Source organism: Thalassococcus profundi (genome assembly GCF_003344785.1).
Classification (GTDB): Bacteria; Pseudomonadota; Alphaproteobacteria; order Rhodobacterales; family Rhodobacteraceae; genus Puniceibacterium; species Puniceibacterium profundi.
Genome location: NZ_QPMK01000002.1, coordinates 234,128 through 255,045 on the forward strand (window position 1 = coordinate 234,128; position 20,918 = coordinate 255,045).

At 65.8% G+C, this 20,918-nt stretch carries 18 protein-coding genes; 10 read left to right on the forward strand and 8 right to left on the reverse strand.

Features of this window, described 5'->3' with window-relative positions:
• Entirely contained in the window at positions 1-2,172 is a 2,172-nt protein-coding gene (locus tag DU478_RS03500; RefSeq protein ID WP_114509546.1) for a xanthine dehydrogenase family protein molybdopterin-binding subunit, read from the reverse strand.
• A 4-nt stretch (positions 2,173-2,176) separates the two neighbouring features.
• Positions 2,177-2,635, reverse strand: a complete 459-nt coding sequence (locus DU478_RS03505; RefSeq protein ID WP_114509547.1) for a (2Fe-2S)-binding protein — start codon at positions 2,633-2,635, stop codon at positions 2,177-2,179.
• 287 nt (positions 2,636-2,922) lie between these two features.
• Here DU478_RS03505 and DU478_RS03510 point away from each other — a divergent pair, with 287 nt between their 5' ends.
• From DU478_RS03510 to infB, 5 genes are all read left to right on the forward strand, one after another.
• Positions 2,923-3,912: an aldose epimerase family protein gene (locus DU478_RS03510; RefSeq protein WP_114509548.1), complete on the forward strand. Its 990-nt coding sequence runs from the start codon at positions 2,923-2,925 to the stop codon at positions 3,910-3,912.
• 163 nt (positions 3,913-4,075) lie between these two features.
• Positions 4,076-4,645: a ribosome maturation factor RimP gene (gene rimP, locus DU478_RS03515; protein ID WP_114509549.1), complete on the forward strand. Its 570-nt coding sequence runs from the start codon at positions 4,076-4,078 to the stop codon at positions 4,643-4,645.
• A 5-nt stretch (positions 4,646-4,650) separates the two neighbouring features.
• Positions 4,651-6,321 (forward strand): transcription termination factor NusA, encoded by a 1,671-nt coding sequence (gene nusA / locus DU478_RS03520; protein WP_114509550.1) that lies wholly within the window; start codon positions 4,651-4,653, stop codon positions 6,319-6,321.
• Between the two features lie 8 nt (positions 6,322-6,329).
• Positions 6,330-6,965, forward strand: a complete 636-nt coding sequence (locus DU478_RS03525) for an RNA-binding protein (protein ID WP_114509551.1) — start codon at positions 6,330-6,332, stop codon at positions 6,963-6,965.
• Positions 6,966-6,974: 9 nt separating this feature from the next.
• Positions 6,975-9,479 carry a translation initiation factor IF-2 gene (gene infB / locus DU478_RS03530; protein WP_114509552.1) on the forward strand — a complete coding sequence of 835 codons (2,505 nt, stop codon included), beginning with the start codon at positions 6,975-6,977 and terminating at the stop codon, positions 9,477-9,479.
• A gap of 85 nt (positions 9,480-9,564) precedes the next feature.
• Here the strand turns inward: infB and DU478_RS23535 are convergent, their stop codons facing one another.
• The 4 genes from DU478_RS23535 to DU478_RS03545 all read right to left on the reverse strand — a co-directional run bounded on the left by DU478_RS23535 (position 9,565) and on the right by DU478_RS03545 (position 12,439).
• Positions 9,565-9,687: a hypothetical protein gene (locus DU478_RS23535; protein WP_267897075.1), complete on the reverse strand. Its 123-nt coding sequence runs from the start codon at positions 9,685-9,687 to the stop codon at positions 9,565-9,567.
• Between the two features lie 133 nt (positions 9,688-9,820).
• Positions 9,821-10,219 (reverse strand): (deoxy)nucleoside triphosphate pyrophosphohydrolase, encoded by a 399-nt coding sequence (locus tag DU478_RS03535; RefSeq protein WP_114509553.1) that lies wholly within the window; start codon positions 10,217-10,219, stop codon positions 9,821-9,823.
• A gap of 129 nt (positions 10,220-10,348) precedes the next feature.
• Entirely contained in the window at positions 10,349-11,578 is a 1,230-nt protein-coding gene (argJ, locus tag DU478_RS03540) for a bifunctional glutamate N-acetyltransferase/amino-acid acetyltransferase ArgJ (RefSeq protein WP_114509554.1), read from the reverse strand.
• A 6-nt stretch (positions 11,579-11,584) separates the two neighbouring features.
• Positions 11,585-12,439 carry a peptidylprolyl isomerase gene (locus DU478_RS03545; RefSeq protein WP_114509555.1) on the reverse strand — a complete coding sequence of 285 codons (855 nt, stop codon included), beginning with the start codon at positions 12,437-12,439 and terminating at the stop codon, positions 11,585-11,587.
• 179 nt (positions 12,440-12,618) lie between these two features.
• On the opposite strand from DU478_RS03545, the gene secA reads away from it, so the two are divergent.
• The 3 genes from secA (at position 12,619) to DU478_RS03560 (ending at position 18,031) form a co-directional block, all read left to right on the forward strand.
• Complete coding sequence (secA, locus tag DU478_RS03550; protein WP_114509713.1) at positions 12,619-15,366, forward strand: preprotein translocase subunit SecA; 2,748 nt, start codon at positions 12,619-12,621, stop codon at positions 15,364-15,366.
• A 114-nt stretch (positions 15,367-15,480) separates the two neighbouring features.
• Positions 15,481-16,452 carry a translocase gene (locus DU478_RS03555; RefSeq protein WP_114509556.1) on the forward strand — a complete coding sequence of 324 codons (972 nt, stop codon included), beginning with the start codon at positions 15,481-15,483 and terminating at the stop codon, positions 16,450-16,452.
• A gap of 22 nt (positions 16,453-16,474) precedes the next feature.
• Positions 16,475-18,031 carry a phosphate ABC transporter substrate-binding/OmpA family protein gene (locus tag DU478_RS03560; RefSeq protein ID WP_114509557.1) on the forward strand — a complete coding sequence of 519 codons (1,557 nt, stop codon included), beginning with the start codon at positions 16,475-16,477 and terminating at the stop codon, positions 18,029-18,031.
• Between the two features lie 7 nt (positions 18,032-18,038).
• Here the strand turns inward: DU478_RS03560 and radC are convergent, their stop codons facing one another.
• Both radC and DU478_RS03570 read right to left on the reverse strand, forming a co-directional pair.
• Positions 18,039-18,797 (reverse strand): RadC family protein, encoded by a 759-nt coding sequence (gene radC / locus DU478_RS03565; protein WP_114509558.1) that lies wholly within the window; start codon positions 18,795-18,797, stop codon positions 18,039-18,041.
• 54 nt (positions 18,798-18,851) lie between these two features.
• Positions 18,852-19,790 carry an ABC transporter ATP-binding protein gene (locus tag DU478_RS03570; RefSeq protein ID WP_114509559.1) on the reverse strand — a complete coding sequence of 313 codons (939 nt, stop codon included), beginning with the start codon at positions 19,788-19,790 and terminating at the stop codon, positions 18,852-18,854.
• 74 nt (positions 19,791-19,864) lie between these two features.
• Here DU478_RS03570 and DU478_RS03575 point away from each other — a divergent pair, with 74 nt between their 5' ends.
• Both DU478_RS03575 and DU478_RS03580 read left to right on the forward strand, forming a co-directional pair.
• The gene (locus tag DU478_RS03575; RefSeq protein WP_114509560.1) at positions 19,865-20,041 is read left to right on the forward strand and encodes a zinc-finger domain-containing protein; all 177 of its coding nucleotides are present in this window, start codon (positions 19,865-19,867) and stop codon (positions 20,039-20,041) included.
• A gap of 33 nt (positions 20,042-20,074) precedes the next feature.
• Complete coding sequence (locus DU478_RS03580) at positions 20,075-20,914, forward strand: glycosyltransferase (protein ID WP_114509561.1); 840 nt, start codon at positions 20,075-20,077, stop codon at positions 20,912-20,914.
• Positions 20,915-20,918: the final 4 nt, after the last annotated feature.

The following is a 20,918-nucleotide window of genomic DNA, read 5'->3' on the forward strand; positions in this document are numbered from 1 at the left end:
TCACACTCCTGCCGAGGTAAAGGGAAGGCGGCGCACGGCGGTGCCTGTCAGCGCGCGCCAGGCATTGGCCACGGCGGGCGCGATGGGCGGCGTGCCCGGCTCCCCGATGCCCGTGGGGTCGGCGTCGCTCTGGATGATCGCGACCTCGACCTCGGGCATCTCGTTGATGCGCAGCATCCGGTAGGTGTCGAAATTGCGCTGCTGCACGACGCCGCCTTCGCCGAGCGTCAGCTCGTTGAAGAGCGCGGTGCCAAGGCCGTAGCCGATACCGCCTTCGATCTGCGCGCGGATGACGTTCGGGTTGACGGCAACGCCGCAATCCACCGCGACCCAGACCTTGTGCACGCGGGGCATGCCGCCCTCGTCCGACACTTCGGCGATCTGCGCGGTGTAGGTGCTGAAGCTTTCGTGCAGCGCCACGCCATAGGCGCGGTCGCCCTTGACCCGGTTGCCGTCCCAGCCGGCGATCTCGGCCACCTTTTCCAGCACGGCGCGGTCACGCCCCATGTCGGGCTTGAGCAGATCGAGCCGCCCCTGCACCGGGTCCTTGCCGGCCATCTCGAGCAACTCGTCGAGAAAGGTCTCGGTCGCATAGGCGGTGTGGGTGTGGCCCACCGACCGCCACCAGAGCACCGACACCGGGCTTTTCTGGCGCACCCAGTTCACCTTGAGCGCGGGCAGGTCGTAGGGCATCTTGGTCGATCCCTCGTAAGAGGTCGGGTCCTTCCCCTCGGAGTTGCCCTGGTCCATGAAGGTGTCGAGCATGATCGACTGGTTGACGATGGTGTTTTCCCAGCCGGTGATGTTGCCCTCTGCGTCCAGACCGCCGCGCAGGGTATGCACGGTCAGCGGGCGGTAATAGCCGCCGGTCAGGTCATCCTCGCGGGTCCAGACCAGCTTCCAGGCGCCGTCGCCGCCCGCAGCCTTCGCGATCTGCGAAACCTCGAGGCCGATCTGCGGCGAGGTCTGCGCGCGACGCCCGAAGGATCCGCCGGCAAGCATGACGTTCATCGAAACGTTCTCGGCGCCGATGCCAAGCACCTCGCCGATGGCGCCCGAGTCGATCCCGGGAAACTGCGCCCCCATCCAGACCTCGGCCTTGCCGTCCTTGAGTTCCAGAACCGCGTCGAGCGGCTCCATCGGGGCATGGGCGAGATAAGGGAAGTGATATTCCGCCTCCAGCGTCTGCGCGGCGTCCGACAGGGCCGCGGCGCTGTCGCCCGATTCTTCGACCACGACACCCGGTTCGGATGCGGCGGCAGAGAAATCGGCCATGATCTGGTCGGTTGTGCGGGTCTCGGCGTTGCTGGTGTCCCATTCCACCGTGAGCTTGCTGCGCCCCTTGAGCGCGGCACCGGTGGAGTTGGCATAGACCGCGATGCCCTGCGGAATCTGCCGCACCGCGACGACGCCCGGCACTTCAAGCGCGGCGCTGTCGTCATAGCTGGTCACGGTCGCGCCGATCACCTCGGGGCGCTTGACCACGACGGTCTGCATGCCCTCGCGGGCGATATCCATGGTGAAGATCGCCTTGCCGGTGGACTTCTCCTGCGTGTCGAGCTTGGGCAGGTCCTGTCCGATCAGCTTGAACTCGGACGGGTTCTTCAGCGCCGGTTCGACCGGCACCGACTGCTGCGCGGCGGCATCGGCGAGCGATCCGAAGCTGGCGTTCTGGCCGCTGGCCTCGTGCCGGACTTCGCCATCCGAGACGGTGATCTCGCCCAGCGGCACGTCCCATTGCTCGGCCGCGGCCGCGACCAGCATGGCGCGGGCGGCGGCCCCGGCCTGACGCATCTGGGTGTAGGAATTGGCCATGGCGGTCGATCCGCCGGTGCCTTGCAGACCAAAGAAGAGATTGGCGTAAAGCTCCTGGTTGGCCGGGGCCGACACGGCGCGCATCTGGTCCCAGCGGGCGTCAAGCTCTTCGGCGACCAGGGTGGCAAGCCCGGTGTAGGGTCCCTGTCCGAACTCGATGTGCTTGCAGATGATCGTCACGGTGTCGTCGGCGCTGATCCGGACGAATGCGTTGGGCGCAAAGGCGCCTTCGCTGACGTCATCGCGGGTCAGGACGGCGGCGGCACCGGATTGTGCCCTGGCGCCCAGGGGCAGCGACAGGCCGATCACCAGCCCCGCGCCGGTGGACAGGAATTGGCGGCGTGTTTGATGGGTCATGGGTTCAGCCCTCCAGAGCTGCGGCAGCGTCGTGGATCGCCTTGCGGATGCGCACGTAGGTGGCACAGCGGCAGACGTTCCCGGCCATGGCGTTGTCGATGTCTTCATCGGTGGGCTGGCGCGTCATCTGCAGCAGCGCCGCGGCGCTGACCACCTGGCCCGACTGGCACCAGCCGCATTGCGGCACGTCCAGCTTTTCCCAAGCGGCCTGCACGGCCTTCGCCTCGGGGCTGTCCATCGCCTCGATCGTCTGGATGTCGGAGCCGTCGACTGACCCGACCGGCGTCACGCAGGACCGGCGCGGCATGCCGTCGACCATCACGGTGCAGGCGCCGCATTGCGCGATGCCGCAGCCGAATTTCGTACCTGTCAGGTTCAATTCGTCCCGGATGACCCAGAGCAGCGGAATGTCATCCTCCGACTCGATGGTCACGTCCTGTCCATTCACGGTGAGTGTCGTCATGCTGGGTCTCCCTGGCTGTTTTGCAAGGCTAACTAGCGCGGAGACCAACAGCAGCCACCGTCAAAACGAAATGTTTTGGAAAGAGCCGGGGACGGGCGGCCGCGCATGGCCGTTTTCCGGTAACCACCCGAAGCGGGGTAGGTTCCGGTCATGCGCGGTTGACCTGACATCTACGCAAGACCGCGGCGGTTTCGGGCGCGGTAACGACCGGCGGAACGAGGGCGCGCCCGGAGCCGCATAGCGATTCCCGCTTGTCCCAAAGCGATTGCCGCGCCAGTGTCTGGTCCATGACCGCGACCATTCCACAGCCCGAGACCCTGCCAGACGGCCGTGCCGCCCTTCCGATCCGGCTGAGCGGCGGCGGGCTGTCGCTGCGGCTGTCGCCGTTCGGCGCGCGCGTGCAGGACCTGCGTATGGACGGGGTCGATCACCCGCTTGTCCTGGGCAGCGACCATCTGGCCCCTTACGTAGGTGACATGATCTATCACGGCGCGCTGGTCGGACGGTTCGCCAACCGGATCGCGGATGGCCGCTTCACGCTCGATGGCAGGAATCACCTCACCGACCGCAACGAAGGCGGCGCCACCACGCTGCACGGCGGCAGCGAAGGGAGCGCCGCGCAACTCTGGACCGTGGAGGCGCAGAGCGAGAGCAGCGCCACCCTGACCCTGCGGATGCCGGACGGGCACATGGGCTTTCCCGGCACGCTCGATGTCCGTGTCGTGCACAGCCTGCCCGGCGACGGCACGCTGGCCATCGAGATCACCGCTACGACAGACGCGCCGACGCCCTGCAATTTCGCCCACCACGGCTATTTCGCGCTCGACGGCGGCGATGACGTGACGACCCAGACCCTGCGTATCGACGCCGACCGTTACCTGCCGGTCGACGCGCGGATGATTCCCCTGCCCGAGGCCCCGGCGCCGGTCGACGGCACGCGGTTCGATTTCCGTACGCCGCGCCCGATCGGCGACGCCGGGATCGACCACAACTTCTGCCTGAACGGCAGCGGGATGCGGCGGGTGCTGCGGCTCGAGGCGGTGAACGGCCTGAGCCTCGATGTCGAGACCGACCAGCCCGGCCTGCAGGTCTACGACGCCCGCAACCAGGAGCCGATCCTCGGGCTGGACGGCCGCCGCTATGGGCCTTTCGCGGGATTGGCGCTGGAAACGCAAGCCTGGCCCGATGCGCCCAACCGCGCGGATTTCCCCGATGCCATCCTTCGCCCGGGCGAGACCTACCGCCACCGCGTCAGCTATATCTTCGCCCGCGGCTGACCCGGCGCGACGCATTCCCCTTGCAGTTTCCCGGACCGAGGCGTATATCCCGCCCAACAGCGGCGCGTCGGGGTCCACACCCGAGGCTCCACCGGGAAACATCGACGGGCCGCAGCGCCCGTTTTTTTGTGCCCGATCACACCGAACCGAAGACCAGAGGCTTATGACCGACCTGATCGCCAAATCCGCCATGGACCGCCGCCTGGCCGAGATCGTCACCCCCGTCATCGAGGACATGGGGTTCGAACTGGTGCGCATCCGCCTGATGGGCGGCAACACGCCCACGCTTCAGATCATGGCCGAACGCACCGAGGGCGGCATCGAAGTCGATGAATGTGCCGATATCTCCAACGCCGTGAGCGCGGTTCTGGATGTCGAAGACCCGATCCTCGATGCCTACACGCTCGAGGTGTCGAGCCCCGGCATCGACCGCCCGCTGACCCGGCTCAAGGATTTTGACACCTTCGAAGGCTACGAGGCGAAGCTGGAAACGGCAGAGCTGATCGACGGGCGCAAGCGCTTCAAGGGTGAACTGGCCGGTGTCGAGGGCAGTGAAGTGCTGATCAACATCGCCGAGGGCACGGTCGGGCTGCAGTTCGACTGGCTGACCGAGGCCAAGCTGGTGCTGACCGACGAGCTGATCAAGGAAATGCTCCGCGCGCGGAAGGCCGCCGCGGTGGACGAAACCAAGTATGACGCGATCGAGGCCGACGACGGCCCCCAGGAGGAGTAAGACAGATGGCGATTACCTCTGCCAACCAGCTTGAGCTGCTGCAAACCGCCGAAGCCGTGGCGCGCGAAAAGATGATCGACCCCGGCCTCGTGGTCGAGGCGATGGAGGAAAGCCTCGCCCGCGCCGCCAAATCCCGCTACGGCGCCGAGATGGACATCCGCGTCAGCATCGACCGCAAGACCGGCCGCGCGCAGTTCACCCGCGTCCGCACCGTGGTCGACGACGAGGAATTCGAGAACTACCAGGCCGAGTTCACCACCGAATCCGCCAAGCCCTATTTCGAGCCGCCGAAGCCCAACCAGAACGGCACTTGGGTCCGCGACGGCCAGCAGATCACCGATTTCGCCGGCGGTCCGCAGGTCGGCGACCGCTTCACAGAAGAGGTGCCGCCGGTGGACATGGGCCGCATCGCCGCGCAATCGGCCAAGCAGGTGATCCTGCAAAAGGTGCGCGAAGCCGAGCGTGACCGCCAGTACGAGGAATTCAAGGACCGCGCCGGCACCATCATCAACGGCCAGGTCAAGCGCGAGGAATACGGCAACGTCATCGTCGACGTGGGCCGCGGCGAAGCTATCCTGCGCCGCAACGAGAAGATCGGCCGCGAAAGCTACCGCCCCAACGACCGCATCCGCGTCTATATCAAGGACGTGCGCCGCGAGGCGCGCGGGCCGCAGATCTTCCTGTCGCGCACCGATCCGCAGTTCATGGCCGAGCTTTTCAAGATGGAAGTGCCGGAAATCTACGACGGCATCATCGAGATCAAGGCGGTGGCCCGCGACCCCGGCTCGCGCGCCAAGATCGCGGTCATCTCCTATGACAACTCCATCGACCCCGTGGGCGCCTGCGTCGGCATGCGCGGCAGCCGCGTGCAGGCGGTCGTGAACGAGCTTCAGGGCGAAAAGATCGACATCATCCCGTGGAACGAGGACATGCCGACCTTCCTCGTCAACGCCCTGCAGCCCGCCGAAGTGTCCAAGGTGGTTCTCGACGAAGAGGCCGAGCGCATCGAGGTCGTAGTGCCCGACGAGCAGCTGAGCCTCGCCATCGGGCGCCGCGGTCAGAACGTGCGCCTCGCGTCGCAGCTCACCGGTCTCGACATCGACATCATGACCGAGGAAGAAGAGTCGAAGCGCCGCCAGGCCGAGTTCGAAGAGCGCACCAAGCTCTTTGTCGACGCGCTGGACCTCGATGAATTCTTCGCCCAGCTGCTGGTCGCCGAGGGCTTCACCAATCTCGAAGAGGTGGCCTATGTGGACCTCGACGAGCTGACTGTGATCGACGGCGTCGACGAGGACACCGCGCAGGAACTACAGACCCGTGCGCGCGAGCAGCTCGAAGAGCAAGCCCGCAAGGCGCTGGAGCGGGCGCGCGAACTGGGTGCCGAGGACAGCCTTATTGAATTCGAAGGGCTGAGCCCCCAAATGCTCGAAGTGCTGGCAGAGGACGGCGTCAAGACGCTCGAGGATTTCGCCACCTGCGCCGACTGGGAACTGGCTGGCGGCTGGACCACGGAGAACGGTCAGCGGGTCAAGGACGACGGTCTGCTCGAGAAATTCGATGTCAGCCTCGAAGAAGCGCAGACCATGGTCATGACCGCGCGGGTGCTGCTGGGCTGGGTCGATCCGACCGAGCTTGAAGCGGAAGAAGAACCCGCCGAAGACGAACAGACCGTTTAAGGCAGCGCATGACCCGAGGTGGCCGAGACAAGGACCGCGAGGCCGGTCCGGAACGCAAATGCATCGCCACCGGGACCGTGCGCCCGGCGGCGGAAATGCTGCGCTTCGTGGTCGGCCCCGACAACCAGATCGTGCCAGACCTGCTGGGCAAGCTGCCCGGGCGCGGCATCTGGGTCAGCGCGGATCGCTCCGCACTGGAAAAGGCAGCGGGCAAGAACCTTTTTGCCCGCGCCGCCAAACAACCCGTCACGGTGCCCGAGGGCATGGTGGAGACATTGGAACCGATGCTGGCGCGGCGCGTTGTGGATCTTATCAGCCTTGCGCGCAAATCCGGTGCCGCGGTTTCCGGCTACGAAAAGGTCAAGGACTGGCTGTCGAAAGAGGTGGCCGAGGTTCTGATCCAATCCAGCGACGGATCCGAGCGGGGCAAGAGCAAGCTGAGCACACCGCATTTCGGGCGGTTTATCGGCTGGTTGACCTCGGACGAGCTGGGGTTGGCCTTTGGACGACAAACTGTGATACACGCCGCCCTTGGCACTGGTGGACTCACGCAACGTGTTGTAGAGGAGGCCCAACGACTGAAGGGCCTACGCGTCGGAACGTCCGACGCTCAAGTCGGCGGCAGGGGCCGCCCGAGAGGATAAGAGAGCTTTATGAGCGATAACGACGGCAAAAAGACTTTGGGACTGCGCGGCGGTGGCCCCCGTTCGGGGAATGTGAAGCAGAGCTTCAGCCATGGCCGCACAAAGAATGTCGTGGTGGAAACCAAGCGCAAACGCGTCGTCGTGCCCAAGCCGGGCGCGGCCAAGCCGGCTGGCAGCGGCACCGCAGCCTCGGCGGCCAGCGCCTCCAGCAAACGCCCCGCGGGCATCTCGGATGCCGAGATGGAACGCCGCCTGAAGGCGTTGCAGGCCGCGAAGGCGCGCGAAGCAGATGAGGCCGCTCAGCGCGAGGCTGAAGAGCGCGAGCGCGCCGAGGAACGTGACCGCCGCCGGGCAGAGCAGGAAGCCAAGGAGCGCGAACAGCGCGAGGCTGCCGAAGCCGCCAAGGCCAAGGCCGAGGAAGAAGAACGCAAGGCCCGCGAAGCGGCCGAAGCTGCCAAGGTGGCCGCTCAGCCGGGGGCCGCAGCCGCGGCAACGCCGAAGGCGGACGACCAGGGCGGCGCCCGTCCGGGAGCCAAGCCCGCGTCGGCGCCCCGCAAGGCCGAGCGCGAGCGCGAGGATCGCGGCCGCGGCGTCAAGGCGCGCGAGGACGGCAACCGCCGCTCCGGCAAGCTGACGCTGAACCAGGCGCTGTCCGGCGGCGAAGGCGGTCGGCAGAAATCCATGGCCGCGATGAAGCGCAAGCAGGAGCGTGCGCGCCAGAAGGCGATGGGAGGACAGGTCCAGCGCGAGAAGGTCGTGCGCGACGTGCAGCTGCCCGAAGCGATCATGGTCTCCGAACTGGCCAACCGCATGGCCGAACGCGTCGGCGACGTCGTCAAGGCGCTGATGCAGAACGGCCTGATGGTCACGCAGAACGAAAGCATCGACGCCGACACCGCTGAACTCATCATCGAGGAATTCGGCCACAACGTGGTGCGCGTGTCCGACGCCGACGTCGAAGACGTCATCAAGGAAGTCGCGGACGCGCCCGAGGATCTGCAGCCGCGGCCGCCGGTGGTCACCATCATGGGCCACGTCGACCACGGCAAGACCTCGCTGCTGGATGCGATCCGCAAGACCAAGGTCGTGTCGGGCGAAGCCGGCGGGATCACGCAGCACATCGGCGCCTACCAGGTGACCACGGATTCGGGTGCGACGCTGTCGTTCCTCGACACTCCGGGCCACGCGGCCTTTACCTCGATGCGGTCGCGCGGTGCGCATGTCACTGACATCGTCGTGCTGGTGGTGGCCGCGGACGACGCGGTGATGCCGCAGACCGTCGAGGCGATCAATCACGCCAAGGCCGCGAAGGTCCCGATGATTGTCGCGATCAACAAGATCGACAAGCACGAGGCGAACCCGACCAAGGTGCGCACCGACCTGCTCCAGCACGAAGTGGTGGTCGAGCAGATGTCCGGTGACGTGCAGGATGTCGAAGTCTCTGCCCATACCGGTAAGGGTCTTGATGAACTGCTCGAAGCCATCGCGCTGCAGGCCGAGATCCTCGAACTCAAGGCCAACCCGAACCGCGCTGCCCAAGGCGCCGTGATCGAGGCACAGCTGGACGTGGGCCGCGGCCCGGTGGCGACCGTTCTGGTGCAGAACGGCACGCTCAAGCAGGGCGACATCTTTGTCGTGGGCGAGCAGTACGGCAAGGTCCGCGCGCTCATCAACGACAAGGGCGAGCGTGTGAAAGAAGCCGGACCGTCGGTCCCGGTCGAGGTGCTGGGTCTCAACGGCACACCAGAGGCCGGCGACGTGCTGAACGTGACCGAGACCGAAGCGCAGGCGCGCGAGATCGCCGAATACCGCGCCAACACGGCCAAGGAAAAGCGCGCCGCCGCCGGTGCCGCGACCTCACTCGAACAGCTGATGCAGAAAGCCAAGGACGACCAGAACGTGTCCGAGCTGCCGGTCATCGTGAAGGCCGACGTGCAGGGTTCGTCCGAGGCGATCGTGCAGGCCCTGGAAAAGGTCGGCAACGACGAGGTGCGCGTGCGCGTCATCCACTACGGCGTGGGTGCGATCACCGAGACCGACATCGGCCTGGCCGAAGCGTCGGGCTGCCCGGTCATCGGCTTCAACGTCCGTGCCAACGCCAGCGCCCGCAACACGGCGAACCAGAAAGGCGTGGAAATCCGCTATTACAGCGTGATCTACGATCTTGTGGACGATGTGAAGGCGGCGGCCTCGGGCCTGTTGTCGAACGAGATCCGCGAGAAGTTCATCGGCTACGCCACGATCAAGGAGGTCTTCAAGGTCTCCAACGTCGGCAAGGTCGCGGGCTGCCTGGTCACCGAAGGCGTGGCGCGCCGCTCTGCCGGTGTGCGCCTGCTGCGCGACGACGTGGTGATCCACGAAGGCACGCTGAAGACGCTCAAGCGCTTCAAGGACGAGGTGCCCGAGGTGCAGTCCGGCCAGGAATGCGGCATGGCCTTCGAGAACTACGAGGACATCCGCCCGGACGATGTGATCGAAATCTTCGAGCGCGAGGAAATCGAGCGTAATCTCTGATCCGGAGACTGTGCCAAAAACTGAAAAAGGGAGGCTGTCGCCTCCCTTTTTTCGTATCCCGGTGGTGTTGGTCTGCTCGGCCGGATCAGACCGGCAGGCCGGTAAAGAGCTGTGAGCCCACCCGCACGGAAATGCGGCCATCCGGCAGCGTGTTTTCCAGTATCCCCTGGACCATCACGCAGCTTCCCATAGCGATTGTTCGCAACATGTCATTTCCTCCCCAAGTCAATGATAGAGAAGAGCTAGCGCGAAACCGTTAGAAAAACCATAACAAATTATAGACGCTTAATCATAATTGTTCACGAAATAGGCAGAATAGGAAACTTTATTATCCGAAAGTCTTAGAGCCAATCGCGCAGAATCGGGATCAGCGGCACATCGGCCGCAGGCATCGGGTAGTGCGCGAGGTCGCGCGCCCGCACCCACTTGAGGGCCTGATTCTCTTTGGGCTGCGGGCGACCCTCCCATTTGCGGCAGGCAAAGAGCGGCATCAGAAGATGGAAATCGTCGTAGCTGTGGCTGGCGAAGGTCAGCGGCGCGAGGCAGGAGGCCCAGGTGTCGATCCCCAGTTCTTCGCGCAGTTCGCGGATCAGCGCGGCCTCGGGCGTCTCGCCGGGTTCGACCTTGCCGCCGGGAAATTCCCACAGCCCTGCCATGGCCTTGCCTGCGGGCCGCTGTGCAAGGAGCACACGGCCATCGACATCTATCAGCGCGACGGCGGAGACGAGGATCATTTTCATCGGCTGACGGCCCGCCTGCGGTCAATAAAAGACGCCCGCACGCGGGCGACGAGAGACGCTGTCTCTCGTGCTCTCTGAGGTATTTTGAAACCGAAGAAGGGCAGGATGGTCATCGCGCGGGCCCCCTGGTCAGGAGCGGTAATCGGCGTTGATGCTGATATAGCCGTGGGTCAGGTCGCAGGTCCAGACCGTGGCGGCGCCGGATCCGAGGCCCAGGTCCACGTTGATCGCGATCTCGGGCTGCTTCATCTGCGCGGCGCCCTGTTCTTCATGGTAGCCCGGCGCGACCCAGCCGTTTTCGGCGACCAGCACCTCGCCAAAGCGGATGGACAGCAGGTCGCGGTCGGCCCTGGCGCCGGATTTTCCGATGGCCATGACGATACGGCCCCAGTTCGGATCCTCTCCCGCGAGCGCCGTCTTGACCAGCGGCGAATTGGCGATAGAGAGCGCGTGGGTGCGCGCATCGGCATCGCTTTCGGCGCCGGTCACCGCGACGGTGACGAATTTCGTCGCCCCCTCGCCGTCCTTCACCACCTGCTGCGCAAGGTCCAGCATGACCTCTTCGAGCGCCGACTCGAAGGCGCCATCCTCTGCCGTGACCGCGACGTCCGAGGCCCCGGTCGCGCCCATGAGCAGCGTGTCCGAAGTCGAGGTGTCGCTGTCGACGGTGATGCAGTTGAAGGTCCGGTCGTTGATGCGGCTGACCAGGGTCTGCAGGTCGGCGCGGCTGATCGCGGCATCGGTGAAGATGTAGACCAGCATCGTCGCCATGTCGGGCGCGATCATGCCCGACCCCTTGGCGATGCCGGCGATCCGCACTTGGCCGCCGGCCATCTCGACCGTGGCCGTGGCGCCCTTGGGAAAGGTGTCGGTGGTCATGATGGCATGGGCCGCACCAGCAATGCCGTCTTCGTCCAGCGCCGCCACCAGCTCGTCGATCTTGGCGGTGATACGGGCATGCGGGAGCGGTTCGCCAATCACGCCCGTGGAGGACGAGAATACCCGGCCTTCGGGCAAGCTCATCGCCGCCGCCACAGCAGAGGTGACGGCGCGCGTCGCCTCGACCCCGTTCCGCCCGGTAAAGGCGTTGGAATTGCCGGAGTTGACGATGATCGCGGCACCGTCCGGCGACTCCGCACCGATCTTTTCCTGGCAGTCGAGCACCGGGGCGGACCGGGTGGCGGAGCGGGTGAACACCCCCGCCACCACCGATCCCGGCGCCAGGTGCGCCAGCATCACGTCGGTGCGTCCGGCATAGCGAACGCCCGCCGCGACGGAGGAAAACCGCACGCCCTTGATCACGGGCAGCTCGGGAAAACGCTCGGGCGCCAGCGGCGAGCGCGCGGTGATCTTGGCCACGGGGGGTTACTCCTCCAGAAGGTCGAGCTGGTTCAGCACCGAGGCGTCGATGCTGCCGGGTTCGGTCCGCGAAACATCGGCTTCGGCGACCAAGCCGTCAATATACTCCTTGAGCCGCGCGTCGCGCAGCTCTGCTGTCAGCTCTTCGCGGACCTCGTCCAGCGGCGGCGCTTCGGCGGTGCGTGTGTCGTTGAGCTTGATCACGTGCCAGCCGAACTGGGTCTGCACCGGGGCCGAGATCGTGCCGACCTCCATGCCCTCGACCGCTTCCTGGAACGGGGCGACCATCATGCCGGCACCGAACCAGCCCAGGGACCCGCCGTTGGGACCTGACGGTCCGGTCGATTTTTCCTTGGCGACGGCGGCGAAGTCGGCACCGCCCTCGAGTTCGGCCACGACGGCCTGTGCCTCTTCCTCGGTTTCGACGAGGATGTGCGAGGCATCGAATTCCTTGCCCATCTCGGCATTGGCGTACTTGGCGTCATAGGCCTCCTGGATCGCCGCGTCGGACAGGTCCTGGCTGGCGGCGGCGGCCACCGCTTCGGACGCCAGAAGTGCGCGGCGCTCGTTCTCGAGCGCGATGGTCACGCGCTTGGTCTCGGTCGCGTCGTCGCTTTGGCTCAGCGCTTCCTGCTGCACCAGCTGGTCGAGGATCCCGGTCCAGAGCACGTCCGGCGGCAGCTGCTGGTATTGCTCGGGCAGACCGGCACGGACCATCAGCATGTGACCAAGGGTGATGTCTGTGCCGCCCACGGTAGCGACCACGGTGTCGGCGGTGGGGGCGTCGTCCTGTGCGACGGCCGGCAGCGCCAGCGTCACGGCCACCGCGGCGGCCGACAGGTGAGTGATGAAATTCGGCATTGATTCGTCCTTCCTTGCCCGCTCGGATCCCGGGGGCAGCGTTGACAGTCTCAGACCCGCCCCTTACATCGCGACGTGGCGCATGAAGGCTGGTCCCTCACCCCCCGTGTCTATGGGCTGTGTTCGAGCCGGGCAAGCAGATGCCGCACACGAAGACGTCAAACCACGAAAGTGAGACCATGCTGGGTATCGGAAAAATCGCGCGCAAGGTGTTCGGGACGCCGAACGACCGCAAAGTCAAGGCGACGCGCCCGCTGGTCGAGCGGATCAATGCGCTGGAACCCGAGTTCCAGGCGCTGGACGATGCCGGTCTGATCGCCAAGACGGAAGAGTTCCGCAAGCGCATCGACGCGGGCGAGAGCCTCGATGCGCTGCTGCCCGAAGCCTTTGCCAACTGCCGCGAGGCCGCCTGGCGGGCGCTGGGGCTGCGCGCCTTCGACGTGCAGCTGATGGGCGGCATCTTCATGCACCAGGGCAACATCTCGGAAATGAAGACCGGCGAGGGCAAGACGCTCGTCGCGACCTTCCCGGCCTATTTGAACGCGCTGTCGGGCAAGGGTGTGCATATCGTCACCGTCAACGACTACCTTGCCAAGCGCGACGCCGACTGGATGTCCAAGGTCTACGGCGCGCTGGGGCTGACCACCGGCGTGGTCTATCCACGCCAGGAGGATGCCGAGAAGAAAGCGGCCTATGCCGCCGACATCACCTATGCCACCAACAACGAACTGGGCTTCGACTACCTGCGCGACAACATGAAGTCCGAGCTCAGCCAGATGTATCAGCGCGGCCACAACTTCGCCATCGTGGACGAAGTGGACAGCATCCTGATCGACGAGGCGCGCACGCCATTGATCATTTCCGGCCCGGCCCAGGACCGGTCGGAGCTGTATCTCTCCATCGACAAGGTGATCCCGCTGCTGTCGGACGATCACTTCACGCTGGACGAGAAGACCCGCAACGTCACCTTCACCGACGACGGCAACGAATTCCTCGAAGAGCAACTGCATGCGCACGGGCTGCTCGAGGAAGGCCAGACGCTCTATGATCCGGAAAGCACCACCGTCGTGCACCACGTCAACCAGGGCCTGCGCGCGCACAAGCTGTTCCAGAAGGACAAGGACTACATCGTCCGCGACGGCGAAGTGGTTCTGATCGACGAATTCACCGGCCGGATGATGGCCGGGCGGCGTCTGTCCGAAGGTCTGCACCAGGCCATCGAGGCCAAGGAAGGCTGCAAGATCCAGCCCGAGAACGTGACGCTCGCGCAGGTGACCTTCCAGAACTACTTCCGGCTTTACGACAAGCTTTCGGGGATGACCGGCACCGCCTCGACCGAGGCCGAGGAATTCGCCGAGATTTACGGGCTGGGCGTGGTCGAGGTGCCGACCAACCGGCCGATCGCCCGCATCGACGAGGACGACAAGGTCTACCGCACTGCGCGCGAGAAATACGATGCCATCGTCGAAGAGATCAAGGCGGCCCATGAAAAGGGCACGCCCGTGCTGGTCGGCACGACGTCGATCGAGAAATCCGAGATGCTGTCAGAGTTGCTGACCAAGGCGGACCTTAAGCACAATGTCCTGAACGCGCGCCAGCACGAGCAGGAAGCGCAGATCGTCGGCGACGCGGGCAAGCTGGGGGCGGTGACCATCGCCACCAACATGGCCGGGCGCGGCACCGACATCAAGCTGGGCGGAAACGTCGAGTTCAAGATCATGGAGGCCATCGCCGCCGATCCCGAGGGCGACCCCGACGAAATCCGGAAACGGATCGAGGAGGGCCATGCCTCAGACGAAAAGGCCGTTATCGACGCCGGCGGGCTTTTCGTCCTGGCCACCGAACGCCACGAATCCCGCCGCATCGACAATCAGCTGCGCGGCCGTTCGGGCCGTCAGGGCGACCCGGGCAAGTCGTCCTTCTTCCTGTCGCTCGAAGACGACCTGATGCGCATCTTCGGGTCTGAACGGCTGGAAAAGGTGCTGGCCTCGCTGGGCATGAAGGAAGGCGAGGCGATCATCCACCCGTGGGTGAACAAGTCCCTGGAACGTGCCCAGGCCAAGGTCGAGGGGCGCAACTTCGACATCCGCAAGCAACTGCTCAAGTTCGACGACGTGATGAACGACCAGCGCAAGGTGATCTTTTCCCAGCGCCGCGAGATCATGGAGGCCGAGGACGTCTCCGAAATCACCCAGGACATGCGCCACCAGGTCATCGACGATCTGGTTACAACATATATCCCGCCCAAGACCTATGCCGACCAGTGGAACATGCGCGGGCTCTATGCCGCCTGTATCGAGAAGCTGGGCATCGACCTGCCGGTGATCGGCTGGGAGGACGAGGAAGGCGTGGACGCCGACGTGGTGCGCGAGCGCATCGAGGAGGCCACCGACAAACAGATGGCCGACAAGGCCGACGCCTTCGGGCCCGAGACGATGCGCCAGATCGAAAAGCAGATCCTGCTGCAAACCATCGACGGCAAGTGGCGCGAGCATCTACTGACGCTGGAACACCTGCGCTCGGTCGTGGGCTTCCGCGGTTATGCGCAGCGCGATCCGCTCAATGAATACAAGAACGAGGCCTTCCAGCTTTTTGAATCGATGCTCGATGGCCTGCGTGTCGACGTCACCCAGACCCTGGGCCAGATCAGGCCCCGCACCGAGGAGGAGCAGCAGGAGCTGCTGCGCCAGTTCGCCCAACAGCAGGCCAAGAGCCAGGCCGCCGCAGAGGCCGCCGCGACCAAGGCCCCGGCCGGGGCGGCGCGCGACGGAGCCGAGGCCGCCGGTCCCGTCGTGGCCGCGTCGGAGCCGCTGGTGGACGGGTTCGACGAAACCAACCCCGACACCTGGGGCAACCCGGGCCGGAACGATCCCTGCCCCTGCGGTTCGGGCAACAAGTTCAAGCATTGCCACGGGCGACTGGCCTGACACCCAGCACCCGGATACCGGAAAACGTCAGAAATCGACCATAGCGGCGCCCCAGTGGCGCCGCTTTCTTCAGGCACTTGAGAGGCTGAACGGAACCGCGCTCCGGAGGCACTCATGGCCCGCAAACAGACCCGTATTCTCGCCCTTGGCACCCTTGGCTGCGCTCTGGCCATCGGCTACGTGATGCAATTCGGCTTCGGCCTGCCCGGCGGCGGCACAAGCGCTGCGGTCAAGAATGTGACCGTATCGGGCATCGTCCCGACCTCTTCCAGCGTGCCCAAGCCGCCGCTCGACCTGCAACAGCTGCCGAAACTGCCCGAGCCAACGGTGCAACTGGCCCGGGTCGAGGCGCCCGCCGCGCCCCAGACCGCGGACCTGCCGAAGGACGATGTGGGCGCCGGCTTCGACTGCGCGGTCGATCTGATGGCGGAACCGGCCGCCGGGGCGATGGTCTCCCTCACGCTCACCGCGCCGTGCAATGGCAGCGAACGCGTGACGTTCCACCATCACGGCCTGATGTTCACCGAAGTGACCCAGCCCGACGGCACGCTGATGGTGGATGTGCCCGCCCTGACCGAAAGCGCCATGTTCATCGCCTCTTTCGGCAACGGCGCCAGCGCCGTGGGCCGGGCCCAGGTCACCTCTTTGCCGTTCTACGACCGCGTCGCGGTGCAATGGAAAGGCGACAGCGGCCTGCAACTGCACGCCCGCGAATTCAGCGCCGAATACTTCGGCGAAGGCCATGTCTGGAGCGCCGCCGCCGGTGACGTCAGCCGCGCGGCCAGCGGCGACGGCGGCTTTATCACGACGCTCGGGTCGGGCACCAGCCCCGACGCCCTGCGCGCCGAGGTCTATAGCTTCCCGGCAGGCACCGCCCGCCGCAGCGGCGAAATCGCCCTCACCGTCGAGGCCGAGATCACCGCGGTCAACTGCACCTCGGACGTCGAGGCGCAGACGCTGGAACTGCACAAAGGCGGCGACCTGCGGGTCCGTGACCTGACGCTGGCCATGCCCGACTGCGACTCGGTCGGCGACTTTCTGGTGTTGAAAAACCTCGTCGAAGACCTGACAATCGCGTCCAACTGACGGACACGACGCGAGGGCCTTCATGGGCAGACTTTGTGCGGCGATCATCGCCGCACTTTTCTTTGGACTCTGGGGTTTTGCCGCAGCAGCTCAGGACGTAACCCTGACCTCGCGCGATGGCGCGATCGAGGTGTCGGGTACGCTTCTGGGCTTCGACGGGGAATTCTACCGCGTCGCCACGCAATACGGCGAATTGACGGTCGACGGGTCGGGCGTGCTCTGCGACGGGCCGGGCTGCCCCTCGCTCACCGATTTCGTCGCCGAGATGTCGGTCTCGGGCTCCGCCACCGCGGGCGAAGTTCTGATGCCGGCGCTGATCGAAAGTTTCGCGCTCCGGCAGGGTATGACCGCCACCAGGCGCACAACGGACGATACGCATTTCGTCTATGAACTGGTGGATGGTAGCGGCAAGGTCGTGGGCAAGTTCAGCTTTCGCGTCACCAACACCGACGAAGGCTTTGCCGACCTGCTCGCCGACGAGGCCGACATGGTGATGGCCCTGCGCGAAATCCGTCCGTCCGAGCTGCGGCTGGCGCGCGAGGCGGGACTGGGCGACCTCAAGGCGCCAAACCGCAGCCGCGTTCTGGCGCTCGATGCGCTGGTGCCGATCGTCTCGCCGCGCAATCCGCTGCGGGCAATTTCCCTCGCCGACCTCGCCCGCGTCGCGACCGGAGAAATTGACAATTGGCGCGCCTTGGGCGGACCGGATGCGCCGGTGATCCTGCATCTGCGCGACGCGGCCTCGGGCCTGTCGCAAGGGATCGAGGACCGGCTGATCGCACCCGCGCGCGGCGAACTGCGCGACGAGGTGGAACGCCATGCGACCAACGCCGATCTCGCCGATGCCGTGGCGCGCGATCCCTTCGGCATCGGCATCGCCAGCTTTTCCGAGACGGGAAATGCCCGTCCGCTGGTCCTGACCGGGCGCTGCGGCTTTTCGCTGTCCAGCACCCGGCGCAACATCAAGACCGAGGATTATCCCCTGACGGCGCCGATGTTCCTGTATTTGCCGGCCCGCCGGCTGCCGGCGCTGGCCCGCGACTTCCTCACGTTCACACGCTCCGCACCGGCCCAGATCGTGATCCGCCGCGCCGGGTTCGTGGATCAGGACCCCGAAGAGATTTCGCTCGACCTGCAAGGCGACCGGCTGGCCAACGCGATCCGCGTCGCAGAGGACGGCACCGCCCTCTCCAACCTGCGCGACATGGTGCAGACCCTGGTTCCGATGCGCCGCCTGACGACCTCGTTCCGGTTCGAGACCGGGTCGACCCGGCTCGACGCGCAATCGCGGTCGAATGTGGAACAGCTCGCCCGGGCGCTTGAGGATGGGCAGTACAACGGCCGGCGGCTGGTCTTCGTGGGCTTCTCAGACGGAGAAGGCCCGGCAGCCAGCAACCTTGCCATTGCAGAGCGCCGCGCCGAAACGGTGCGCACCGCCGTCATCACCGCCGCCGAAACCGCCGACCTAGAACAGATCGACATCGCCACCGACGCCTTCGGTGAGGCCATGCCCATGGCTTGCGACGACACCGCCTGGGGCCGCCAGGTGAACCGGCGGGTCGAGGTCTGGGTCGAATGACCGTCGATCAAAGCAAACCTTCGCTTCGGAAACTCAACTCGGTGGATTTGCCGACGATCAGGTGATCGTGCAGCGTCAGGCCCAGCGCCTGCGCCGCCGCGTCGATCTGCGCCGTCATGTCGATATCCGCGGCCGAGGGCGTGGGGTCGCCCGAGGGATGGTTGTGCACCAGAATGAGCGCGCTGGCATTGAGTTCGAGCGCCCGCTTCACCACCTCGCGCGGGTAGACCGGCACGTGGTCCACCGTGCCCCGCGCCTGCGCCTCGTCGGCGATCAGCACGTTCTTTCGGTCGAGGTAGAGCACGCGGAATTCCTCGATCTCGCGGTGGGCCATGGCGGTGTGGCAATAGTCCAGCAGCGCCTCCCAGGAGCTGACCACCTGCCGCTGCATCACCCGGCTGCGCGACAGCCGCACCGCCGCCGCCGCGACGATCTTGAGTTCCGTCACCACGGCGGGGCCCACACCCGGCACCTCGGACAGGCGCGCGGCGGGGGCAGAAAGCACCCGGTTGAAGTCGCCGAAGGTCTCGATCAGCGCCCGCGCCAGCGGTTTCACATCGCGGCGCGGGATGGCGCGGAACAGCACGAGTTCCAGCAGTTCGTAATCGGGCAGCGCATCGGGGCCGCCGTTGAGAAAGCGTTCGCGCAACCGGGCGCGGTGGTCGCGGATATAGGACGGCTGCGGCTGGCCACGCGGCAAGGAGGGCGCCTCATCCACATCGAAGAGGGCCGCTTGCACGTCGGAGAACTGGCGCGTGTCGCTCATGGGCCAACTGTCACACCGCGACGGTTAGCAAAGCGTTAAGGCGCAGCCGTCGGCTCAGGCGGCAGAGGACCGCGTTAGCGATAGGAAAACATCTTCGAGGTCGGCCTGTTCGGTTCGGACATCGCGGATGCGGATGCCGCTCTTGCGCACCGCCTCGATCACCTCGTCGGCCGAGGTCTGGCCCGCCGAATAGCTCAGGGCCAGCGTCCCGTCGGCGCGTTTTTCGACCGACACGCCCGGCGCTTCGGGCAGGGTGTCGGGCATTTCGGCGGGATCGATCACCAGGGTCTTGGAATCGATCTGGCCCAGCAGGTTGCGGGTGCTGTCCTGCGCCACCAGCGCGCCCTGGTGCATGATCGCGATCTGGTCACACATCTCCTCGGCCTCTTCGAGGTAATGGGTGGTGAGGATGATCGTCATGCCGCGATCCCGGTTCAGTTTGCGGACATTCTCCCAAAGCATCTTGCGCAGTTCGATGTCGACGCCCGCCGTGGGTTCGTCCAGCACCAGCACCGACGGGCTGTGCACCAGCGCCTTGCCCAGCAAGAGCCGCCGCCGCATCCCGCCCGACAGCGTGCGCGCATAGGCTTCGGCTTTGTCGGCGAGACCGATCATATCGAGGATCTCGTCGCTGCGGCGCTGCGCCTTGGGCACGCCGTAAAGCCCCGCCTGCACCTCGAGCGCGCCGCGCGGGGTGAAGAACGGATCGAGGTTCAGTTCTTGCGGCATCACGCCGATGGCGGCCCTAGACTGGCGCGGGTTCACGTCCTGGTCCCAGCCACAGATCTCGACCCGGCCCGCGGATTTGACCACCAGCCCGGCCAGGATGTTGATCAGCGTCGATTTGCCCGCACCGTTGGCCCCCAGAAGCCCGAAGACCGATCCGCGCGGCACCACCAGGTCGATGCCCTTGAGCGCCTCTTGCGCGGGCTCGTTCTTGGCGCCGCGATAGGTCTTGCGCAGGCCCTCGATCCGGATCGCGTCGTGGCTCATCGCTCTCTTGCTCCTTTGGTGGCCTTCGCTCATAACGCAGGTAGTGCAACCGCAGCCAAAAGGGAATGTGCCCGATGACAGATGCCCCCGAAACCAAGATCGTGGACAGCTACCGGATCGCCTGCGACGGCGGCGAAGGCGCGTTGGGGCATCCCCGGGTGTGGCTGCAGATTCCGCAGGACAAGGGGTTCGTGGAGTGCGGATATTGCGACGCGAAGTTCATCCACAAGGATTTCGAAGGCAAGTTCTGACCCCCCGCGCCCCGCCAAACGGGAAAGCCCGCCATGACCAAACTCGTCGTGTCGCTGACCACCATCCCGTCTCGGCTGCCGTCCCTGGCCCGGACCCTTCAGAGCCTGCACCGGCAGGACACGGTCCCGGACGTCATCGAGCTCAATCTTCCGCGCAGTTACAGCAAACGGTCCCTGGGCCGGATCGACCCCGACCTGATCCCCGGCGGTTGTACGGTGCGCTGGGTGCCGCAGGACATGGGACCGGCAACAAAGGTCCTGCCGACGGTCCGGCGCTACCGCGGCATGGACGCCTGGATCGTCTATTGCGACGATGACCAGTCGTACGATCCTCAGTGGCTGACGCGCCTGACCCGCACCGCGCGCAAGCACCCGGACCGGGTGATCGCCGACCGCTGCCGATCCTCGCTGAAATGGGAGAACCGCGCGCATTGGAAAGACCGGGCGCTGACCTACAAACTGTGGCGCCTGGCGTCGCTGGGCCTGTGGAAGCCGGTGCGTCCGGACGGCTATGTCTGGGACGTGGCCGAGGGCATGGGCGGCGTGCTGATCCGCCCCGAGTTCGTCGACGACGCGGCGTTCGACATTCCGGAAACGCTCTGGTGCGTGGACGATGTCTGGCTGTCGGGCATTTACCTCAAGAACGGCCACGCCATCCAGCCCACCGGCGTCGACTGGCGGGCGCTCGAAAAAAGGTCCGCCACCTCCGCAGAGGCTCCGCGGGCGCGGGATCCGCTTTATGACTGCACCGTCGACGGGCTGACGCGGATGCAGGCGAACCTGGCCTGCATCCGCCACATGCGCGACCGCTTCGGCGTCTTCAGCGGGCAGCGTAGCACCCGATGGCAGGACCGGCTGTTTTCGTCCATCTGAAAGC

Bases quoted from the DNA above. Each gene is read 5' to 3' on its own strand.
- DU478_RS03500 (WP_114509546.1), bottom strand. From the start codon at position 2,172: ATGACCCATCAAACACGCCGCCAATTCCTGTCCACCGGCGCGGGGCTG.
- DU478_RS03505 (WP_114509547.1), bottom strand. From the start codon at position 2,635: ATGACGACACTCACCGTGAATGGACAGGACGTGACCATCGAGTCGGAG.
- DU478_RS03510 (WP_114509548.1), top strand. From the start codon at position 2,923: ATGACCGCGACCATTCCACAGCCCGAGACCCTGCCAGACGGCCGTGCC.
- rimP (WP_114509549.1), top strand. From the start codon at position 4,076: ATGACCGACCTGATCGCCAAATCCGCCATGGACCGCCGCCTGGCCGAG.
- nusA (WP_114509550.1), top strand. From the start codon at position 4,651: ATGGCGATTACCTCTGCCAACCAGCTTGAGCTGCTGCAAACCGCCGAA.
- DU478_RS03525 (WP_114509551.1), top strand. From the start codon at position 6,330: ATGACCCGAGGTGGCCGAGACAAGGACCGCGAGGCCGGTCCGGAACGC.
- infB (WP_114509552.1), top strand. From the start codon at position 6,975: ATGAGCGATAACGACGGCAAAAAGACTTTGGGACTGCGCGGCGGTGGC.
- DU478_RS23535 (WP_267897075.1), bottom strand. From the start codon at position 9,687: ATGTTGCGAACAATCGCTATGGGAAGCTGCGTGATGGTCCAGGGGATA.
- DU478_RS03535 (WP_114509553.1), bottom strand. From the start codon at position 10,219: ATGAAAATGATCCTCGTCTCCGCCGTCGCGCTGATAGATGTCGATGGC.
- DU478_RS03545 (WP_114509555.1), bottom strand. From the start codon at position 12,439: ATGCCGAATTTCATCACTCACCTGTCGGCCGCCGCGGTGGCCGTGACG.
- secA (WP_114509713.1), top strand. From the start codon at position 12,619: ATGCTGGGTATCGGAAAAATCGCGCGCAAGGTGTTCGGGACGCCGAAC.
- DU478_RS03555 (WP_114509556.1), top strand. From the start codon at position 15,481: ATGGCCCGCAAACAGACCCGTATTCTCGCCCTTGGCACCCTTGGCTGC.
- DU478_RS03560 (WP_114509557.1), top strand. From the start codon at position 16,475: ATGGGCAGACTTTGTGCGGCGATCATCGCCGCACTTTTCTTTGGACTC.
- radC (WP_114509558.1), bottom strand. From the start codon at position 18,797: ATGAGCGACACGCGCCAGTTCTCCGACGTGCAAGCGGCCCTCTTCGAT.
- DU478_RS03570 (WP_114509559.1), bottom strand. From the start codon at position 19,790: ATGAGCCACGACGCGATCCGGATCGAGGGCCTGCGCAAGACCTATCGC.
- DU478_RS03575 (WP_114509560.1), top strand. From the start codon at position 19,865: ATGACAGATGCCCCCGAAACCAAGATCGTGGACAGCTACCGGATCGCC.
- DU478_RS03580 (WP_114509561.1), top strand. From the start codon at position 20,075: ATGACCAAACTCGTCGTGTCGCTGACCACCATCCCGTCTCGGCTGCCG.